This window comes from Succinimonas sp. (assembly GCF_045225735.1).
GTDB lineage: Bacteria > Pseudomonadota > Gammaproteobacteria > Enterobacterales > Succinivibrionaceae > Succinimonas.
The window spans coordinates 1-17850 of record NZ_JBGVBR010000264.1 but is presented as its reverse complement, the minus strand read 5'-3'; the positions used below and the strand labels follow the sequence as shown (position 1 = coordinate 17850).

Here is a 17850-nt window from a genome sequence, read left to right as displayed (position 1 = left end):
GAAAAGAACTATCGGAATCTTAAGCTTCCGGAGCTGGCCGATCGCACGAAGCAGTTCAAAAACATGAACATCCGCTGAACCGGATTCGGCAGGCTGCTGACTTGCCGTCCACTGCTGACAACTGAAAACCCCGGGAGATCCCGGGGTTTTTGCTGTCTCGCCGTCTTCTGCTTTATTTCGGGTTTCGCAACAAGTCTCAGGACTCCCGTACAATGCCGTTGGGCAGCAGAATAAGCTTGCCCACGGCATGGCCGCTCCCGATAACGGAATGCGCCCGGCTGCCGTCCCGAAGATAAAAACTTTCGGAAATGTGCACCCGGAGCTCCCCCCGGGCCAGCATGTCCAGAAGATTGCGGAGCTCGTCATTGTTCGGCTTCACCACCATCCCCAGCACCTCGGAAGAAAGATTGGAGGCCGCCAGCTTAACCGACTGATAGGTGGCCGTGGGCACGGAAACCATGCGGGTCTTAAGCTTCAGGAGGGAGAGACAGTTAATGCCGCTCTGACCGCCCACCAGATCCAGCACCATGTCAGCCTCGCTCTGCCAGTGCATGTAGGAATCCTCTTCGTAGGATTCCACCTCGTCCGCGCCCAGATCCTTCACAAAGTCAAAGTTTTTCGGGGATGAGATGGCCAGCACCCGGGCTCCGGCCTTCTTGGCCAGCTGTACCGCAAGATGCCCCACCCCTCCGGAGGCTCCGGAAATAACCACGGTCTCCCCGGCCCGAAGCCGGCCCACATCAAAAAGCGCCTGATAGGCAGTGAGCCCGGCCAGAGGAAGAGCTCCAGCGGCCTTTACGGAACAGCCCTTGGGGATCTTCACCAGTTCGGCGATCTTAAAATTGTTTTCCGAACTGTAAGCTCCGCCGTCCATGGGGAATCCCACCAGACCGGCCACAAGCTCCCCTTTCCGAAAATCCTGCCGTCCCCGGACAATCTCTCCGGCCATGTCAAAGCCGATAACCCAGGGAAAGCGCTCGCCGCGGCTCTTGGCGGCAAAGCTGGATCCCTGGCGGATCTTGGTATCAATAACATTAACTCCGGCGGCCAGAACCTTTACCCGCGCCTGATCGTCCGCGGGGGGCTGCAGAGGATAATCCTCCGCAAATTGCAGCCTGTTGATTCCGCCGTAACCTGTAATCTGCAGTACCGACATCAATATTCTCTCTCTGAAAGACATGTTCAAGGACAAAGGATATCGCCTCAGTGTCCGGGGCTTATACCGATTGCTCCGGGACACGCTGCCGGGCTTGCCGGAACCGGGAGTCCTCAGTCCTGTCCTTATCATTTTCTGCCGGCATTATAACACTGATCGCGTCTCTCTATGGGAAAGGGCCGGTTTGCCTTATAATGCGCGCTGTCTCCATCTTCAAACCGTTTACCCGCGGAGAACCCGCCATGACACAAGAATTTATTTACACCCCTCCCCGGGATCCCTTTCTGGAAATCCTTTATGAAGATGACGCCATTGTGGTGGTCAACAAGCCCTCAGGACTCCTGAGCGTGCCCGGCCGGGATCCCCGTTACCATGACAGCATTCTCTCCAGAGTGCGGGAAAGAGCTCCGGAGGCGCAGGCCGCCCACCGGCTGGACATGGCCACCTCCGGCATCATGGCGGTGCCGAAGAACAGCCGGGTATCGGGCATTCTGGGAAAGCAGTTCCAGAAACGGAGCACCCTCAAAATTTATTACGCCTGGGTTTACGGCGTTCCGGAGAGTCCCGAGGGAGTTATCAAGCTGCCTCTCATCACTGATATTGCGAACCGCCCCTACCAGATTGTGGATTTTGCAAACGGGCGGGAGGCAATCACCCAGTATGCGGTGATCCACACCGATCCGGACAAAAGCCGCAGCCTCATAAGACTGCATCCCCTGACCGGGAGATCCCATCAGCTCCGGGTGCACATGAAGGAAATCGGCCATCCCATTCTGGGGGATCCCCTCTACGCCCCGGAGGATATCAGGGATCTGGCCCCGCATCTCCTGCTTCATGCCTGGTCTCTGACCTTTTATCATCCGGTATCCAACCAGAAAATGACCTTCCGGCATGATCCCCCCTTTCCGGTGCCGGTAAAGCTTTTTTAGCCATTCCTGCCGGATTACCTGCGGTAATCCGGCAGACTTCTGTCTCTTCTTAATGCTTCTCTTTTCCGCCCCTCAGTTTGTCCTAATCTGCCTGCCCTCTGCCGTTTTTCCCGCTGTGTGTTTTCCGGACAATCCCGCGATTATGAAAAATCACCGCCAAAGTTCCCCGGTAAATCAAAAAACAATACCCGTTTTACGTGATAATTACGTATACTGAAGATAATGTCTTAACCCTTAAGAGATGAGGAGGCCTGCCATGAACGAAATTTTCAGCTTTGCCATTGCCTATGACTTTGACGGCACCCTGAGTCCCGGAAACATGCAGGAGTACTCCTTTATTCCCGCGCTGGGCTTTCAGAATCCCCGGGATTTCTGGGCTCTTACGAAGCAGTGTCCGAAGAATACGGATCAGACCCTGGGCTATCTCTTTACCATGCTCAAGGAGGCCCGGAAGCGGGGCATCCGGGTCACCCGGGATTATCTCATGTCCTGCGGCAGGGACATTAAGCTCTTCCCCGGGGTGGACAGCTGGTTTGACCGCATCACCGCCTATGGCCGCGCAAAGAACATCACGGTTTCCCATTACATCATTTCCACCGGCACCCGGGAAATTATCGAGGGCTCCCCCATTGCCGGCTACTTCAAAAAAATATTCGCCTCCAGCTTTCTTTACGATGATGCCGGAGATGCCATCTGGCCCGGCACCGCCATTAACTACACCTCCAAAACCCAGTACCTTTTTCGGATCAACAAGGGGGCTCTGGACGAAAGCAATGATGAACTGGTTAACGCCTTCGTGCCGGACGAGGAACGGGTGGTGCCCTTTCACTACATGCTTTACATCGGGGACGGAGCCACGGACATCCCCTGCTTCCGGGTGCTGACCAATGCCGGGGGCTCGGCAGTGGCGATGTTTGATGAGAGCAATCCCCGCACCCGGGAGCAGGTGGAAAAGATCGCCCTGGGGGGCAACCGGGTTTCCCTGATCTTCAATGCGGACTACCGGGAAAACAGTCCGGTGGATCTGGCGGTAAAGGCTATTCTGGATCGGGCCCGGGCCGTGCATGACATTCATGTTCTGAAGGAAAAGGTGAAAACAGAATTCGGCCTGCGCTAGGAAACGGCAGATCCAGGGGCGGGCTCTTCCTTTCGAATCCGCCGGCAAAAACCGGATTAACCTCCCGGAGGAAGGCCGTTTTGGCTAAAATAGCGGCCGGGGATCCTGTTTCCCGGCACCAGTGCCGCTGCCGGGAACAGGCTGTGATCCGAAATCTTTTTTTCAAGAATAAGCTTTACTTGCAGGAACACTCATGGACATCATCAGAATACTAGACCCGGAGGCTCATACCAAGCACCCGGATATGATTTTTCCCGAACCGGAATTTCCTCATGTCTGGGATCGTCTGTATAACACCACTCAGGAGGAACTGGCGGAGAAGGCCCGGGGCTACCAGATTCTGGTAATAAACAAGCTCCGCATCACCGCGGAAATTCTTGACCGGCTTCCGGATCTCCGGATGATTGCCATGTTTGCCACCGGCTACAACAATATCGATGTCGCTGCCTGTCAAAGCCATGGCGTGGCCCTGGCCAATATCCGGGGCTACGGCACGGAATCCGTGGCCGAGCATGCTCTGGGGCTTTTGATCACTTTGGCCCGGAATACCGTAAGATACCGGGAAAGCGTCCGGGATCTCACCTGGAGCCGCCAGAGCAATTTCTGTCTCATGGATTATCCCATTACGGATCTCTTCCGGAAAAAGCTCCTTATTATCGGCTGCGGCGCCATCGGGAAAAGATTAGCGGAAATCTGCCAGCGTGGCTTTGACATGGAAATCCTCATTTCCGAAAGAAAGGGGGCTTCGGAGTGCCGTCCCGGGAGAATCCCCTTTGCCGAGGGCCTTCAGGAAGCGGACTTTGTCAGCGTAAACTGTCCCTTCCTTCCGGAAACCCGGGGTCTCATCGGAGAAAAGGAGCTCAGTTTAATGAAGCCCGGCGCTTTTCTCATCAACACCGGCCGCGGCGGCATTGTAAACGAGACGGATCTCGCCCGGGCTCTTCAGGAAAACCGTCTCGGGGGAGCGGGACTGGACACCCTGGAAAAGGAACCACCGGCTCCGGATAACCCCCTTATTCCGCTCCTCAGCACCCGGAACCTTATTATTACGCCTCATGCCGCCTGGCTGGGGGACATTGCCAAAAGAAACATCGGGGGCGAGCTCGTGAAAAACATGGAGGCCTTTGTCCGGGGCGAGAAAAGAAACCGGATCGTCTGAAACTGAATTCAGAATCCGAATGATCAGAACAGTCCGGCTTTGCCATCTGCCGGATACCCCCAAAAAAACAGGCCCCGAAATCCGGGGCCGCTTTCTTACTTATTAAGATGCTTTTTCAGAAGGTCGTAGGCCTGCTGAATATTCTGCGCCTTCTCCGTATAGGAGCGCATCATTTCCTCAGACACTCCCTGAGCCTGCAGCCGGTCAGGATGGTACTTCCGCATCATGCGGTGATAGGCCTTTTTAACGGTCTCGAAATCAGAGCCTTCGGGAACGCCGATCACCTTGTAGGCGTTCTCAATATCGTCATGAGGCACATAGGAGCTCTGCCCGCCGGCTCCTCCCTGCCGGTAGAAGCGATCCTGAGAGGTAAAGCCGCCGGCGTTGTTAAAGAAGCTCTTGAACTGCGCAATGGCCTGGGCCTGCCGAATGAGCCGCTCCATAACAAAGGTGGCCACATGAAGATTGTAGGTCACGCTGGCCAGCCGGGAATATCCGCCAGGCTGCATCACGCCGTCCGCAAAAAGAACTTCAATGAGAAATTCAATAAGCCGGTGCTTAAAGACCCGGCCGTCATGCACGGCAGTTCTGATAGCCTTGCAGTCGGCCACCGGATCATAGCCTGCGGCCTTGCCCTTCTCAAATTCCTGAAGAAGCTCTGCCCTCATGGCAGAATCCGAGGTCAGGGCGCTGATATATTCATTAACCTTGGCAATATGCTCGGAGCTGATCTTGCCCTCGCCGGCAGCCACATAGCCGGCCAGTCTGAAGGTGCCGGTCTGGAGAACCCGCCGCTCCTCCGCCGTGAGCTTCCGAGGGCCGTACCAGGGATTAAGCTGTCTTTCCTTCTGATAGGCATAGATAAAAAGCACCAAAGAACAGGGAATGCCCAGAACGAACAGCGGAATCCCCACCAGAAACCACGAGGAGAAAATCAGCATGACTATCTGAAAATAACCGCACAGTATCAGAATACCAGCCAGGATCCGAATGCCATGTCCTAAAAATACCCGAAGAAATTCCGGCATTATCTGTCCTCCTCTGCGCTCTTAAGTCCGGCGTTCTCCTGCCGGGATCTTAACCGTTCATCCAGGTTTTTAAGGCGCTCCGGCGTTCCCACATCGCACCAGAAGGCAGAGGTGATCTCCCCGGTCAGGCGTCCCTCCCTGATAAGCTTCTGAAAAAACGGCCTCAGGGGGGCCCGGACATCGGGAACCTCCCGGAAAATATCCGTGCGATACACCGCAATGCCGCTGAAGGTATAGCCCGGCACATCCTGCACCCGTCCTGACTCGTCCAGTGAAAAGTCTCCCTTCGGATGGTGCGGCGGATTGGATACCAGCACGAGATGGCCGGCCCGATCCGTCATGGGAAGATCCATGAGTCTCCCGAAATCATACTCGGTGTAAACATCACCGTTAACCGCCAGAATGGGATCCTCTCCCAGAAGTGGCAGAGCATGTCTGAGGCCGCCCAGGGTTTCCAGCCCCCCGGGCTGTTCCGGAGAATACTCAATCCGGGCTCCGTAACGACTCCCGTCCCCCAGAAAGGATTCAATCTTTTCTCCCAGCCAGGCATGGTTAATGACGATATGACGAATGCCCAGACTCACCAGCCGCTCAATATGATAAACCATCAGCGGCTTTCCCCCGGCCGTAAGAAGGGGCTTCGGGGTGGTGTCGGTCAGAGGGCGCATTCTTTCCCCGCGGCCGGCGGCAAGAATCATGGCTGTATGCATACATTCTCCGTTGTTAATTTCTGCCGTATTCGGTATCCCGGAGCAAATCCATGAGGGGCGTAAGCTCCTCATGCCGGGAAACACAGCTTCTGATATATCTCATCACCCGGGGGATATCCCCGAGATAGCCGGACTTGCCGTCCCGGAGGAACAGTCTCCGGAAAATCCCGATGCATTTCACATGACGCTGCAGCATGGTGAAATCGCACCATTTCCGAAAAAGCTCCGGGGATACCCCGGAAATCAGGCCGGAATCTTTATACATATTGTAAGCCCGGGAGAGAATCCGCTCCCGGAGATCCTCCGGCATCTCGTAATAGCAGTCCCCGATAAGAGATATGAGATCATAGGTCAGGGGCCCCCTGACCATGTCCTGAAAATCCACCACCCCAAGGGAACCCTCCGGAAGCAGCATAATGTTCCGGCTGTGATAGTCCCGGTGCACGGCAATAACCGGCTGCTCCAGAAAGGCCTGCGACCAGAGATCCTTCATCCGGTTAAAGGTCTTTAATTCCTCGCCCTTAAGGGGATGGCCCTCCCCCTTCTCGAAATACCACTCAAGGCAGATCCCGGCCTCGCGATCCAGAAAGGCCTGATCGTAGGGCGGGAGATCAGCGCAGGGGATCCTTGCCATATTTCCCAGAAGATCCGTTGCCTTTTCGTAAAGGAGAGCCTCGTTGTCCGGATTCCGGGCCCGGGCCAGGGTGGTGTTTCCCAGATCCGAAACCAGCAGAAAACCCTGCTGCAAATCTGCCGCAAAAACCACCGGAGCCCTTACGCCGCCCTCATTAAGAAGACGGCTCAGCTTAATAAACTCTGTGTTCTTTTCGGTTTCCGGCGGCGCATCCATGAGAATGCCCTGCCGGCAGCGGTAAAATTTCCGGAAGGAGGCATCGCCGCTCACCATAACAAGAGGATCCGCATCCTTAGGATAAAGACCGCGGTACCAGGCCTCCAGGGCCCGGAATCTTTCAGTTGTCTCCATTATATTTTCCTGAATAACAAATCCCATACTCCATGCCCCAGCCGCTGGCCCCGGGCCTCGAATTTGGTGAGAGGCCGGTAATCCGGCCGCGGCGCATAGCCGCCGGCGGGATCCATGTTGACAATTCTGGCGTCAGCCCGCTGCACCTCCAGCATCTGCTCCGCATAGGGCTCCCAGTCCGTGGCCATATGAATAACGCCCCCGGAGGCCAGCTTGGGAATCACCAGATCCAGAAACTCCGGCTTTACCAAACGGCGCTTGTTGTGCCGGGCCTTGTGCCAGGGATCCGGAAAATAAAGCTGCAGCCGGTCAATGGCTCCGTCGGGAATCATATTGCCCAGCACATCCACGGCGTCATAGTGAATCACCCGGAGATTGGTCAGTCCCGCTTCATGGGCTCCCATAATGCAGGCCCCGACTCCCGGAGTATGCACCTCGATGCCGATAAAGTCCCGGCCGGGATCCCGGACGGCCATTTCCACCAGAGATTTGCCCATGCCGAAGCCGATCTCCAGAGCCAGGGGCGCCTTTCTCCCGAATACCGCCGGCAGATCCAGAAGACGGTTTTCATAATCAATGCCGTAGTCCTTCCAGAAAGAGGTCAGGGCGTGCTCCTGACCGGCGGTAAGGCGGCCCTCCCGCACCACAAAGCTTTTGATGCGCCGGCTGCGATAATCAGGCGCGGCATCCGCAGAGGACAGCCGGTGCTTAATGTAGGAGCCGTTTTCATCAAGCTCCCGCACTATGACCTCGGCACTCCCTGCTTCCGGCGGCAGCCCCGATGATGCAGTCTCCGCTGCTAAACTGTCAGTGTTATGGGAAGCTCCGGCTCTTTCCATTTGCTCTTTCTCCTGAGCTTCTCCGCTGCTGTTTTCAGACATGTTCTGTTCCCATTAACCGGTAAAGCTGAAAAAGGCTCTATCCACAGATAAATGGATAAAGCCTCATAAATTTCCTGTTCCTCCTGAATGCCGTCAGATCAGGTTCAAAGCCCCCATCTCCGCTCTGATCTCATTCTTGGTTTCCTGAGAAAGCGGCATGATCGGGAGACGGCACTCCTCGGTGCAAAGTCCCAGAAGCGAGCAGGCATATTTGGCCCCGGCCGGACTGGGTTCCTTGAACATCAGCTTGTGAAGACGGGTCAGGCGATCCTGCTTTTCTCTGGCGGCGGCATAGTCTCCCTTGAGGCAGAGCTCCTGCACCTCATGCACCAGCCGGGGAGCAACATTGGCGGTAACCGAAATCACGCCGGTGCCGCCGGCCACATCATAGCTCACTGCGGTGGCATCCTCGCCGGAGAGCCAGATAAAGTCCTTCTTTTTAACCTTAAGTCTTTCAACCCAGGGACGGGCCAAATCGCCGGTAGCGTCCTTGATGCCGATGATCCGGGGAAGATCAGCCAGACGGGCCACGGTGTCAGGCTGAATGTTTACCACGGCTCTGCCCGGCACGTTGTACAGAATAATAGGGATATTGGTGGCATCATGCACCATTTTGAAATGAGCATAAAGGCCGTCCTGATTAGGACGGTTATAGTAGCCGGCAATGTGCAGGGTGGCATCGGCGCCGAAGCGTTCCGCAGCTTTGGTATACTCAATGGCCTCCACCGGATTGTTGGAGCCGGCGCCGGCGATAATGGCGCATTTGCCCCGGGCCACTTCGGCAGTAATCTCGATAACCCGGAAATGTTCATCATGAGACAGCGTCGGACATTCCCCGGTGGTGCCCACCGGCACTATGCCGTCAGTGCCCTGCTCCACATGCCAGGCAACCATGCGGCGCAGCGCCTCTTCATCAAGCTTTCCGTCCTTGAACGGCGTAACCAGAGCTACAATTGAACCTTGAATCATTTTTTAATCCTCGCAAAACACGCTCTTTCCATCCGCGTTAATTATAGCAAAAAGGGAGAACCTGTCCCCCTTTCTTTTTTCAGCCAGGTATTCCGGCTATTTCAGACTTCCGTCTCTTCAGTTACTCCGGCTGTTGCTGCTTTGCCTGCTTCTTGGCAGTGGGACGCAGAGTCGGGAACAGAATGACATCGCGGATAGTGTGGCTGTTGGTGAACAGCATCACCAGGCGGTCAATGCCGATGCCCTCGCCGGCAGTGGGCGGGAGGCCGTGCTCCAGCGCGGTGATAAAGTCGCCGTCATAGTACATGGCTTCATCGTCCCCGGCATTCTTCTGCTCCACCTGGGCTCTGAACCGGGCGGCCTGATCCTCGGCATCGTTAAGCTCGGAGAAGGCATTGCCCAGTTCCCGTCCGGCAATGTAAAACTCAAAGCGATCCGTGTAGTCGGGATTCTCGTCATTGCGGCGCGCCAGAGGAGAAATCTCAAAGGGATACTGGGTAATGAAGGTCGGATTAATGAGCTTGTCCTCCACAGTCTCCTCAAAAATCGCGGAAACCAGATGTCCCAGCTTCCAGGTGCTGAGAATTTCCACATGGAGCTTTTCCACAATGGCTTTGGCCTTATCAAAATCCTCCAGATCCTCGGGATTGATCCAGCTGTTGTAACGGAGAATGGCCTCCTTCATGGTCAGCCGGTCGAAGGGCTTTCCGAAGTCGATGTCAAAGCCTTCCTCGCCTTCCCGGGCGTAATGGATTTTCGTGGCGCCCAGAATCCGGCTGGCCAGAGTCTTCAGAAGATCCTCGGTAAGGTCAATGAGATCGTTGAAGTCATGATAGGCCATGTAGAATTCCATCATGGTAAATTCCGGATTGTGGCGCACGTCAATGCCCTCGTTCCGGAAATTCCGGTTAATCTCGAAGACTCTTTCAAAGCCGCCTACCACAAGGCGCTTCAGGAAGAGCTCCGGAGCGATGCGGAGGTACATATCCATGTCCAGGGCATTGTGATGAGTGATAAACGGCCGGGCCGAGGCTCCTCCGGGAATGGTCTGCATCATGGGGGTTTCCACCTCCATAAAGAGGTGATCCGTCATGTATCTGCGGATTTCCTGAATGATGCGGGATCTCATGATAAAGGTATTCCGGGACTTCTCATTGGCAATGAGATCCAGATATCTCTGGCGGCAGCGGGCCTCCTGATCCTGAAGTCCCTTGAACTTCTCAGGCAGAGGACGGAGAGCCTTGGTGAGCAGCCTGATATTGGAGAGATGCACCGAAAGCTCGCCGGTTTTGGTCTTGAACACATAACCCTCGGCTCCCACGATGTCGCCCAGATCCAGCTTTTTGAAGACGTCCTGATAAACCCCCTCGGGCAGGGCGTCCCGGGCGGCATAGATCTGAATGCGGCCGCCCATGTCCTGAATGCTGCCGAAGGAAGCCTTGCCCATGATGCGCCGGGCCACCAGACGGCCGGCAATCTTCACCTGATGCTTCTCGGCCTCAAGAGTCTCATTGTCCAGGGCGTCATATTTCTCGTGTATCTGGGAGGATATATGATCTCTTCTGAAATCATTCGGGAAGGCATTGCCCTCCTGACGCAGCTTCTCCAGCTTCTCATGACGGACATTAAGCTCGTTTGTAAGATCCTGTTCCTGATTTTCCATAATATTTTCTCACTGTTTAAAGACCTGCCTTGAGGCTCTCTTCGATAAAACCCTTCAAATCCCCGTTCAGCACTGACTGCGTATCGCTGACCTCATAATTGGTTCTGAGATCCTTGATGCGGGAGTCGTCCAGCACATAGGAACGAATCTGACTCCCCCAGCCGATATCCGCCTTGGAATCCTCCAGGGCCTGCTTCTCGGCCTGCTTCTTCCGGAGCTCCAGCTCATAGAGCTTGGCCCGGAGCTGCTTCATGGCCTGATCCCGGTTCTGGAACTGGGAGCGTTCGTTCTGACAGGAAACCACGGTATTGGTGGGAATGTGGGTAATGCGCACCGCGGAATCAGTCTTGTTGATATGCTGACCGCCGGCTCCCGAGGAGCGGAATACGTCAATGCGGAGGTCTGCGGGATTGATTTCTATATTGATGTTATCCTCCACGTCCGGATAAACAAAGGCGGAGCAGAAGGAGGTATGCCGCCGGTTCCCGGAGTCAAAGGGGGATTTTCTGACCAGGCGGTGCACCCCGGTTTCCGTGCGGAACCAGCCGTAGGCATGATCTCCGGAAAACTTTATGGTCGCGGATTTGATGCCGGCCACATCCCCTTCGGAAAGCTCGATGATTTCGCTTTTGAAGCCGTTCTTTTCCGCAAACTTAAGATACATTCTCATGACCATGCTGGCCCAGTCCTGAGCCTCGGTGCCGCCGGATCCCGACTGAATGTCCATATAGCAGTCCCGGGCGTCGTTTTCACCGGAAAACATTCTCTGAAACTCCAGCTCGGCCAGGCGTTCCTCCAGCTTCTTCATCTCGGCTTCGGTCTCGTCATAGGAAGCCTGAGCATCCTCCGGATTGTCATTCTCCTCGTCCCGGGTCATCTGAATGAGATCTGCGGTGTCCTGCAAGCCCTGATCGATAGCCCCGAACATATCCAGACAGGCATCCAGAGATATTTTCTCCTTGCTGAGCTCCTGAAACTTCTCCCGGTCATTCCAGACCGAGGGATCCGCCAGAAGAGCATTAACCTCCTCCTGACGTTCCTTCTTCACATCAAGGTCAAAGATACCCCCTGAGCACGTCGGCGCGCGCTCTGAGAGCTGACAAACGGTTTTCCTGAGCCGATATTTCCAGCATTTTGCTTATTCCTGAAGATTGCTGACTGCAAGAGCAGACAGGTATTTCCGATAACATAAAACAGGAGCGGATTATATCATGAATTCCCGGTGATTTCAGAGGTAATTCCATTCCCCGGTCTCACCCTTTATCAGCATCTTTCAGCCTCATCTCGCCTATTATTTTCCCCCGCGTCTCTTCCCGCTCCGGGATTTCATCCCCCTGCTTGCCGGACTGATTTTGATGTATAATCTGACAAATTCTGATTTATCAGCATCCCGGGCGTTATTATGACGCCTCCGGATCTCTCCGGATTCTGTCCGGGACTCAGGGACTCTGAATAACACACGAGGATTATTATGTTAAGCGAAGATATAACAAATTCCGTAGCTCTGGCTCTCCGGGAGGATCTCGGCGGCGAGGCTGATCCCTCCCGGGATCTTACCGCTCAGCTGATTCCGGCTGATCACGTGAATCATGCCCGGGTTATCACCAGAGAGGCCGGCATATTCTGCGGCAAGGCCTGGGTGGAAGAGGTTTTCCATCAGCTGGGAGATCTGGTCAGGGTCACCTGGAAGGTCAAGGACGGCGATCATGTTACTCCGGGCATGGAGCTCTTTTCCCTGGACGGCAATGCCAGAATTATGCTGACCGCCGAAAGAACCGCTCTTAATTTCGTGCAGACCCTGTCCGGCGTGGCCACCGTGGTGTCCGAATACGTGAAGGAAATCGCCGGCACCGGCTGCGCCCTTCTGGATACCAGAAAAACCATTCCGGGACTTCGCACTGCCCTTAAGTACGCCGTAACGGCCGGCGGCGGTCATAATCACCGCATGGGTCTTTTTGATGCCTATCTCATCAAGGAAAACCACATTATGGCCTGCGGCGGCATCATGGCAGCGGTGGAAACCGCCCGGAAGCTCTCTCCCAATAAGATGGTGGAGGTTGAAGTAGAAAACCTTGACGAGCTTCGGGAGGCTCTGGAGGCCAAAAGCGACATCATCATGCTGGACAATTTCGATCTCCCCATGATGGAGGAGGCCGTGAAGATTACCGATCACAAGGCCAAGCTTGAGATATCGGGCAATGTCAGCCTGGCAACCATCAGGCGCTATGCCGAAACCGGCGTGGATTTCATTTCCGTGGGAGCGCTTACCAAAAATGTTCAGGCCATGGATCTTTCCATGCGTATTGAACTCTCTCCGCCGCGGGCCGTGTAATTGTGATAAAAATGCAAATTTTCGGGACAAAGAAATGCCACAGCGAAGGATTTTTTCGTATAATTCAGGCGAGGATTTGTCCCTGCGATTTTTGCAGAAATAACAGCATCCGGCAGGAATCAGACAGAATCAAGCAACATAAGTGAGTTTATAGCATGTTTTTCAAGGTCGTTATCTACACAGTTCTGGTACTGGCGCTTTTGGTATCCATGGGACAGCTGAACTATGCCACGTCTCTGTACAAAACAGCGGACAATGCCTTCGAGTTTATTTTTCCGAGATGGGACTGGGGTCATCCGTGGTTCTATGTTTTTGCCGATGAGCACGGCTTCAGCATGACTGCTCCCGATGATCTTGAATTCCGTTATTTTACTGAAAAGTACAACGAAGCTCTTAAGGTCATGGAAGAGGAATGCAAGGCCGGCCCTGACAGCGAAAGCTGCATTACCGCCGAATCCGCCGCCGAGGATCTCAAGGACAAGCTGCAGGATGCTTCGGAAAAGCTTGAGGACATCATGGAAGAAAAGGGCGACGAGGTGAAGCTTTCCCGCAAGTACGAGCGTCCGAAGTTTGAATTCTAAAGATTCCTGATGGTCTCTTGCTGAGATTTTGGATATCACCTGAAAAAGCCTGAAATTATGTTTCAGGCTTTTTTGCTCCTCCGGTCAGAATCCTGGCAATAGGGATACGGCAGTAATTGCGGCCGGACTTTTCGGGAGAGCGGGAGAGTCATCCCCTTAACGAAGAAAGACTAACCCCCGCTATTCGGAATGGTAGCAATAACGCGCTCTTCTGGTAGGTCTGGTGAGAAGCTCGTAAGGAATGGTGCCCACTCTCTCCGCCAGAGTCTCCGCGGAAACGTGCCGGCCCCAGAGCTCCGCCGTATCTCCCGGAGCCGCCTTAAGATCCGGCCCCAGCTCGGCAAACATCATGTCCATGCAGACATGCCCGACTGTATGAACCACAGCACCGTTCAGATATACCGGAGAACCGTTGGGCATGGATCTTGGATAACCGTCAGCATAGCCGGCTCCCAGCACGGCTATTCTTGTGGGCCGGTCGGCCACCCAGGAGGCTCCGTAGCCCACGGCATCTCCGGGTTTAAGATCTCTCACCGCATAAACCACCGTCCGGAAAGTCATAACCGGTTCAAGTCCGAAGTCGGTTCCCCTTTTTCCCAGGGTAGGCGAGATGCCGTACTGGATAATGCCCGGTCGCACAAACTCGGTACAGGTTTCCGGATAGTAGAGAATCCCCGCCGAATTGGCAAGACAGAGGGGCCCCTCCGCAAAACGGCTCATCCGCTTAAAGGCGGCCAGCTGGCTCTCGTGATATGCCTTAAGAGCGGCTTCATCAGAGCAGGAAAGATGGGCCATCATCCCCACCGGATGAACAAAGCCGGGGAAGGCGCGGATTTCCGCCATGGCTCTTTCCGCTTCATCCTCATTAAAGCCCAGCCGCTGCATGCCGATATTAACCTGGCACCATACCCGGAGGCGGATTTCAGGACGGGACTTACAGAAAGCTTTAAGCTCCTCCAGCATGGCAAAGCTATGAACCGTTACCGAAATATCCTGCCGCGCCACCTCGTCCAGATCCCCGGCGGAGGCGCAGCCCCCCAGCATGATTATGGGCTTCCTGATTCCCGCCTCCCGGAGCTCCAGAGCTTCCTCCAGCCGGGCTACGGCATATCCGGCGGCATATTCGTCCATGGCGCGGGCGCAGGCCACGCTGCCATGTCCGTAGGCATTGGCCTTCACCACCGCAATAATCCTGCTTTGGGGAGTCTTTCCGGCAATTAATGCCATATTGCGCTTCAATGCGGCTAAATCTATATCAACAGCCACGGTTTCCATCTATAAATCCTCAGTTCTCAGCGCTTCTGAAACGCCTGTTTGGTAATTGACCATCTGCCCGCGAGCAATCCCGCATTATCTCGTCTGCCTGCCCCCGGCAGGAGCGGCATCATCCCCGGAAAACTCTTTAAACCCCGGGAGGAGGCTCCGGTCCCCCGCTGAATTCCACGGTTTCAAACCGGGAATACTCATGCAGGAACACCATGGGCACTATGCCCACGGGACCGTTTCTCTGCTTTCCGATAATAATTTCCGCCTTGCCGATCTGGGAAGGATCATCCTTCTTGTCATCATCCATTTCCGGCCGGTGAATGAACATAATCACATCCGCATCCTGTTCAATGGCGCCGGATTCCCGGAGGTCGGCATTCCCCGGCCGCTTGTCCTTGCGCCCGGTTACGCCGCGGTTAACCTGAGCCATGGCAATCACCGGCACGTCCAGCTCCCGGGCCAGCATCTTCAGGCTCTTGGAGCATTCCGCCACCTCCTGGGTGCGGGAATTGGCATCATATCCGGGAATATGCATATACTGCAGGTAATCCACCATAATCATGCTGATGCCGCCCTTTTCCTGCTTCAGTCTGCGGGCCCGGGAACGAATATCGGCCGGGGTGAGTCCCTGGGTGTCATCAATGTAAATGCAGTCAGGCCGCTCCTTGAGAAGGGTTTGTCCCACCCCGATAAGATTAACCCAGTCATCATCATCAAGGTTGGAGTTGCGGATTTTGGTCTGATCCACGTGAGCCATGGCGGCCAGAAGCCTTGCGGCAATCTGGTCGGCGGGCATTTCCAGAGAAAAAACCAGCACCGGAAAATGCACCTCCGGATTCATGGCCACGTTCTGCACCAGATTCATGCCGAAGGTGGTTTTGCCGACGCCGGGACGGGCTCCGATAACAATAAGATCGCTTTTATGAAACCCGGAAAGATACTGATCCAGAAACTTGTAGCCGGTAGAGATTCCGGTAATCCCCGCCAGATTGTTTTTCTGATTCTCCCGGAGAGTTTCCAGAAGATCCATGGTTACCCGGGTAATGGAAACCGGCCCCCCGCCCTTATGCAGGGAAGTCTCCGAGATCTGAAAAATCTTCTGTTCCGCGGCATTGAGGATATCCCCGATGGAGCGGCCCCGGGGCACATACACATCCTCTTGGATTTCCTCGCAGGCTTTGAGAAGCATTCTGGCCCGGGACTTATTCACAATAGTATGGGCATAAGCCACGGCATCGATGGTGTCGGGAACGGCCTGATAAAGCTGCAGAAGATAGGCCTGACCGCCGGCCTTCTCCAGGGTCTGAGAGTTTTCCAGAGCTTCCTGCAGCGAGATGGTATCAATAACGCGGTTATTGTTGTCCAGACTCAGCATGGCCTTGTAAATAAGCTGATGTCTGGGATCGTAGAAATCCTCGGCGCTTAACACGCCGGAAGCCGCATCAAGTTTTGCGGGGTTAATGAGAATACTGCCCAGAAAGGCCTTTTCAGCTTCAAAGGAATAAGGCGTTGTGCGTTCCGTGTCCTCCTTGCGGGGTTTTCTGGCTTTGGCGCTGCTCCCTGCGGAACCTCCCTCCGGGGCGCTTAAACTCTTCTTTGCATAATCAAGCACATCAACCATGATTAATCTCCGGAGAATATGATGCTGCGGCAGTCCTGCCAATTATATAAAAAACGGTCTGGAATAAACAGATCGCAGTACCGGAGATGCGGAGCATGACACTCAGCGGAAAAGGCATTGCCTGACAAAACCAAAGGATGAGATGCGTAATGGGAAAAGCAAGAACGATGCAGAAAGGAGTGGCGCACCCTGAAGGACTCGAACCTTCAACCGCTCGGTTCGTAGCCGAGTACTCTATCCAATTGAGCTAAGGGTGCAGGAACAGAAACGCACTGGCGCACCCTGAAGGACTCGAACCTTCAACCGCTCGGTTCGTAGCCGAGTACTCTATCCAGTTGAGCTAAGGGTGCGCTGACGAGCTGGCGGTGTGAAAGGGATTCGAACCCTTGATGCCCTTTTGGGGCATACTCCCTTAGCAGGGGAGCACCTTCGGCCTCTCGGTCATCACACCGCAACTAATTGCTCGTTGCGGGGCTAATTTTACTTAATAATAAATATCTGTCAATAGCAAAGCCCAAAAAAATCCAAATTAACCCTTTTTTCCCCGGGAGATGCCGTAATTCGCTCATTTTCTGACCAGTCCGCGGGCAGAGAAAGCACCATCGGCAGCAGGCAGGCGGAAAAAGCAAGGCATAAAAAAGGCGCCGCCATGTTCCGGTTGCGCCTTTATTCTGAGATCCGGCCTCTATCAGCCTTCAGGTCTGCGGGGGTCTCCCCCGGAGCCGGGGATCAGCAATTATTCGTTAACAATCTTGTCCAGCAGGGTATCTACAGTAGCGCAGGCCTCAGCGGAGGAGCACTTGCCGGAAATGGCAACAATGTCCTTGCCGTCATCTACAACGAATACCTGCACGTCATCAGGGCAGCTGGCCAGATGGTATGCCGGATACTGGCCGATGGTGGATTCAGAAACATCACCGCAGCCCAGATCCTTGGCAGCAGCCTCGGCAACATCCTTGATGGGGGCTGAGCCAGACTTGCCGGCAGCAGTTACGTTCATGGCTACGCCAGCTGACTTTTCAGCAAAGGTGATGGAATTGTCATTCTGCTCAACAACTTCCCAGTCTGCAAAGGCAGAAGCTGACAGAGTCAGGGCAACAGCTGCAACAAGTAACTTTTTCATATGTCATCCTTAAATGTAGTCAATAACAAAAAAACAACAGCCGTGCCAATAATACCACAATTACTGCCACAGCCCGCGGAAATAATTTAATCCCCGGCCGCATCCTGAGGCTTTTCCGGAACTTTTCCAGAATCGCCATCCAGAGCCGGATCCTTTTTGCCGGCGATTTCCTGACGCTGCACGGAGACGCTGCGCGGAGCTTCCACGCCAATGCGCACCTGATTTCCCTTAACGGAAATCACGGTAATCCTGACATTGTCCCCGACAATGATGGATTCTCCCTGTCTTCTTGTCAGAATCAGCATATTTCAACTCCGCCAAAACAAGAGC

General features: G+C 54.6%; 17 protein-coding genes and 3 tRNA genes. 5 read left to right on the top strand and 15 right to left on the bottom strand.

All coding sequences use genetic code 11. From position 1 onward, the window contains the following. Positions 1 to 196 precede the first annotated feature (196 nt). Complete coding sequence (locus tag ACJROR_RS09470) at positions 197 to 1156, bottom strand: NADP-dependent oxidoreductase (protein WP_406039340.1); 960 nt, start codon at positions 1154 to 1156, stop codon at positions 197 to 199. 242 nt (positions 1157 to 1398) lie between these two features. Here ACJROR_RS09470 and ACJROR_RS09465 point away from each other — a divergent pair, with 242 nt between their 5' ends. From ACJROR_RS09465 to ACJROR_RS09455, 3 genes are all read left to right on the top strand, one after another. Continuing rightward, the gene (locus ACJROR_RS09465) at positions 1399 to 2085 is read left to right on the top strand and encodes a pseudouridine synthase (RefSeq protein WP_406039338.1); all 687 of its coding nucleotides are present in this window, start codon (positions 1399 to 1401) and stop codon (positions 2083 to 2085) included. Positions 2086 to 2341: 256 nt separating this feature from the next. Then, positions 2342 to 3202, top strand: a complete 861-nt coding sequence (locus ACJROR_RS09460) for an HAD family hydrolase (protein WP_406546875.1) — start codon at positions 2342 to 2344, stop codon at positions 3200 to 3202. A 193-nt stretch (positions 3203 to 3395) separates the two neighbouring features. Further along, positions 3396 to 4361, top strand: a complete 966-nt coding sequence (locus ACJROR_RS09455; protein ID WP_406546874.1) for an NAD(P)-dependent oxidoreductase — start codon at positions 3396 to 3398, stop codon at positions 4359 to 4361. Between the two features lie 95 nt (positions 4362 to 4456). Here ACJROR_RS09455 and ACJROR_RS09450 read toward each other — a convergent pair whose 3' ends face one another. From ACJROR_RS09450 to prfB, 7 genes are all read right to left on the bottom strand, one after another. After that, positions 4457 to 5389 carry a DnaJ domain-containing protein gene (locus ACJROR_RS09450; protein WP_406039333.1) on the bottom strand — a complete coding sequence of 311 codons (933 nt, stop codon included), beginning with the start codon at positions 5387 to 5389 and terminating at the stop codon, positions 4457 to 4459. Further along, entirely contained in the window at positions 5389 to 6099 is a 711-nt protein-coding gene (gene murU, locus ACJROR_RS09445) for an N-acetylmuramate alpha-1-phosphate uridylyltransferase MurU (RefSeq protein WP_406039331.1), read from the bottom strand. Before murU ends, ACJROR_RS09450 begins: the two co-directional genes overlap by 1 nt. A gap of 13 nt (positions 6100 to 6112) precedes the next feature. Then, positions 6113 to 7084, bottom strand: a complete 972-nt coding sequence (locus ACJROR_RS09440) for an aminoglycoside phosphotransferase family protein (protein ID WP_406546873.1) — start codon at positions 7082 to 7084, stop codon at positions 6113 to 6115. Then, positions 7084 to 7965, bottom strand: coding sequence for a tRNA (guanosine(46)-N7)-methyltransferase TrmB (trmB, locus tag ACJROR_RS09435; protein WP_406039327.1), 882 nt, complete (start codon positions 7963 to 7965; stop codon positions 7084 to 7086). Before trmB ends, ACJROR_RS09440 begins: the two co-directional genes overlap by 1 nt. A 93-nt stretch (positions 7966 to 8058) precedes the next feature. After that, a complete protein-coding gene (gene dapA / locus ACJROR_RS09430; protein ID WP_406039325.1) occupies positions 8059 to 8934 on the bottom strand; it encodes a 4-hydroxy-tetrahydrodipicolinate synthase in 876 nt (291 codons plus the stop codon). Positions 8935 to 9055: 121 nt separating this feature from the next. Continuing rightward, positions 9056 to 10597, bottom strand: a complete 1542-nt coding sequence (gene lysS, locus ACJROR_RS09425; protein ID WP_406546872.1) for a lysine--tRNA ligase — start codon at positions 10595 to 10597, stop codon at positions 9056 to 9058. Between the two features lie 16 nt (positions 10598 to 10613). Continuing rightward, positions 10614 to 11730 (bottom strand): peptide chain release factor 2 gene (gene prfB / locus ACJROR_RS09420; RefSeq protein WP_406039321.1). Its coding sequence is split into 2 segments (ribosomal slippage): positions 10614 to 11654 and positions 11656 to 11730, totalling 1116 coding nucleotides; the frame shifts between segments, so codons are not numbered across the junction. A gap of 338 nt (positions 11731 to 12068) precedes the next feature. Here prfB and nadC point away from each other — a divergent pair. Both nadC and ACJROR_RS09410 read left to right on the top strand, forming a co-directional pair. After that, positions 12069 to 12929, top strand: coding sequence for a carboxylating nicotinate-nucleotide diphosphorylase (nadC, locus tag ACJROR_RS09415; protein ID WP_406039319.1), 861 nt, complete (start codon positions 12069 to 12071; stop codon positions 12927 to 12929). Positions 12930 to 13084: 155 nt separating this feature from the next. After that, complete coding sequence (locus ACJROR_RS09410; RefSeq protein WP_406039317.1) at positions 13085 to 13510, top strand: hypothetical protein; 426 nt, start codon at positions 13085 to 13087, stop codon at positions 13508 to 13510. 180 nt (positions 13511 to 13690) lie between these two features. Here the strand turns inward: ACJROR_RS09410 and alr are convergent, their stop codons facing one another. From alr to csrA, 7 genes are all read right to left on the bottom strand, one after another. Then, entirely contained in the window at positions 13691 to 14785 is a 1095-nt protein-coding gene (gene alr / locus ACJROR_RS09405) for an alanine racemase (RefSeq protein WP_406039315.1), read from the bottom strand. A gap of 127 nt (positions 14786 to 14912) precedes the next feature. Next, complete coding sequence (dnaB, locus tag ACJROR_RS09400; RefSeq protein WP_406039313.1) at positions 14913 to 16397, bottom strand: replicative DNA helicase; 1485 nt, start codon at positions 16395 to 16397, stop codon at positions 14913 to 14915. 180 nt (positions 16398 to 16577) lie between these two features. Next, positions 16578 to 16654, bottom strand: a tRNA-Arg gene (locus ACJROR_RS09395). A gap of 16 nt (positions 16655 to 16670) precedes the next feature. Further along, positions 16671 to 16747, bottom strand: a tRNA-Arg gene (locus tag ACJROR_RS09390). Between the two features lie 10 nt (positions 16748 to 16757). Then, positions 16758 to 16848, bottom strand: a tRNA-Ser gene (locus tag ACJROR_RS09385). Between the two features lie 285 nt (positions 16849 to 17133). Beyond that, positions 17134 to 17520, bottom strand: a complete 387-nt coding sequence (locus ACJROR_RS09380) for a hypothetical protein (protein WP_406039311.1) — start codon at positions 17518 to 17520, stop codon at positions 17134 to 17136. An 86-nt stretch (positions 17521 to 17606) separates the two neighbouring features. Next, positions 17607 to 17825 (bottom strand): carbon storage regulator CsrA, encoded by a 219-nt coding sequence (gene csrA, locus ACJROR_RS09375; RefSeq protein ID WP_406039309.1) that lies wholly within the window; start codon positions 17823 to 17825, stop codon positions 17607 to 17609. Between the last annotated feature and the right edge of the window lie 25 nt (positions 17826 to 17850).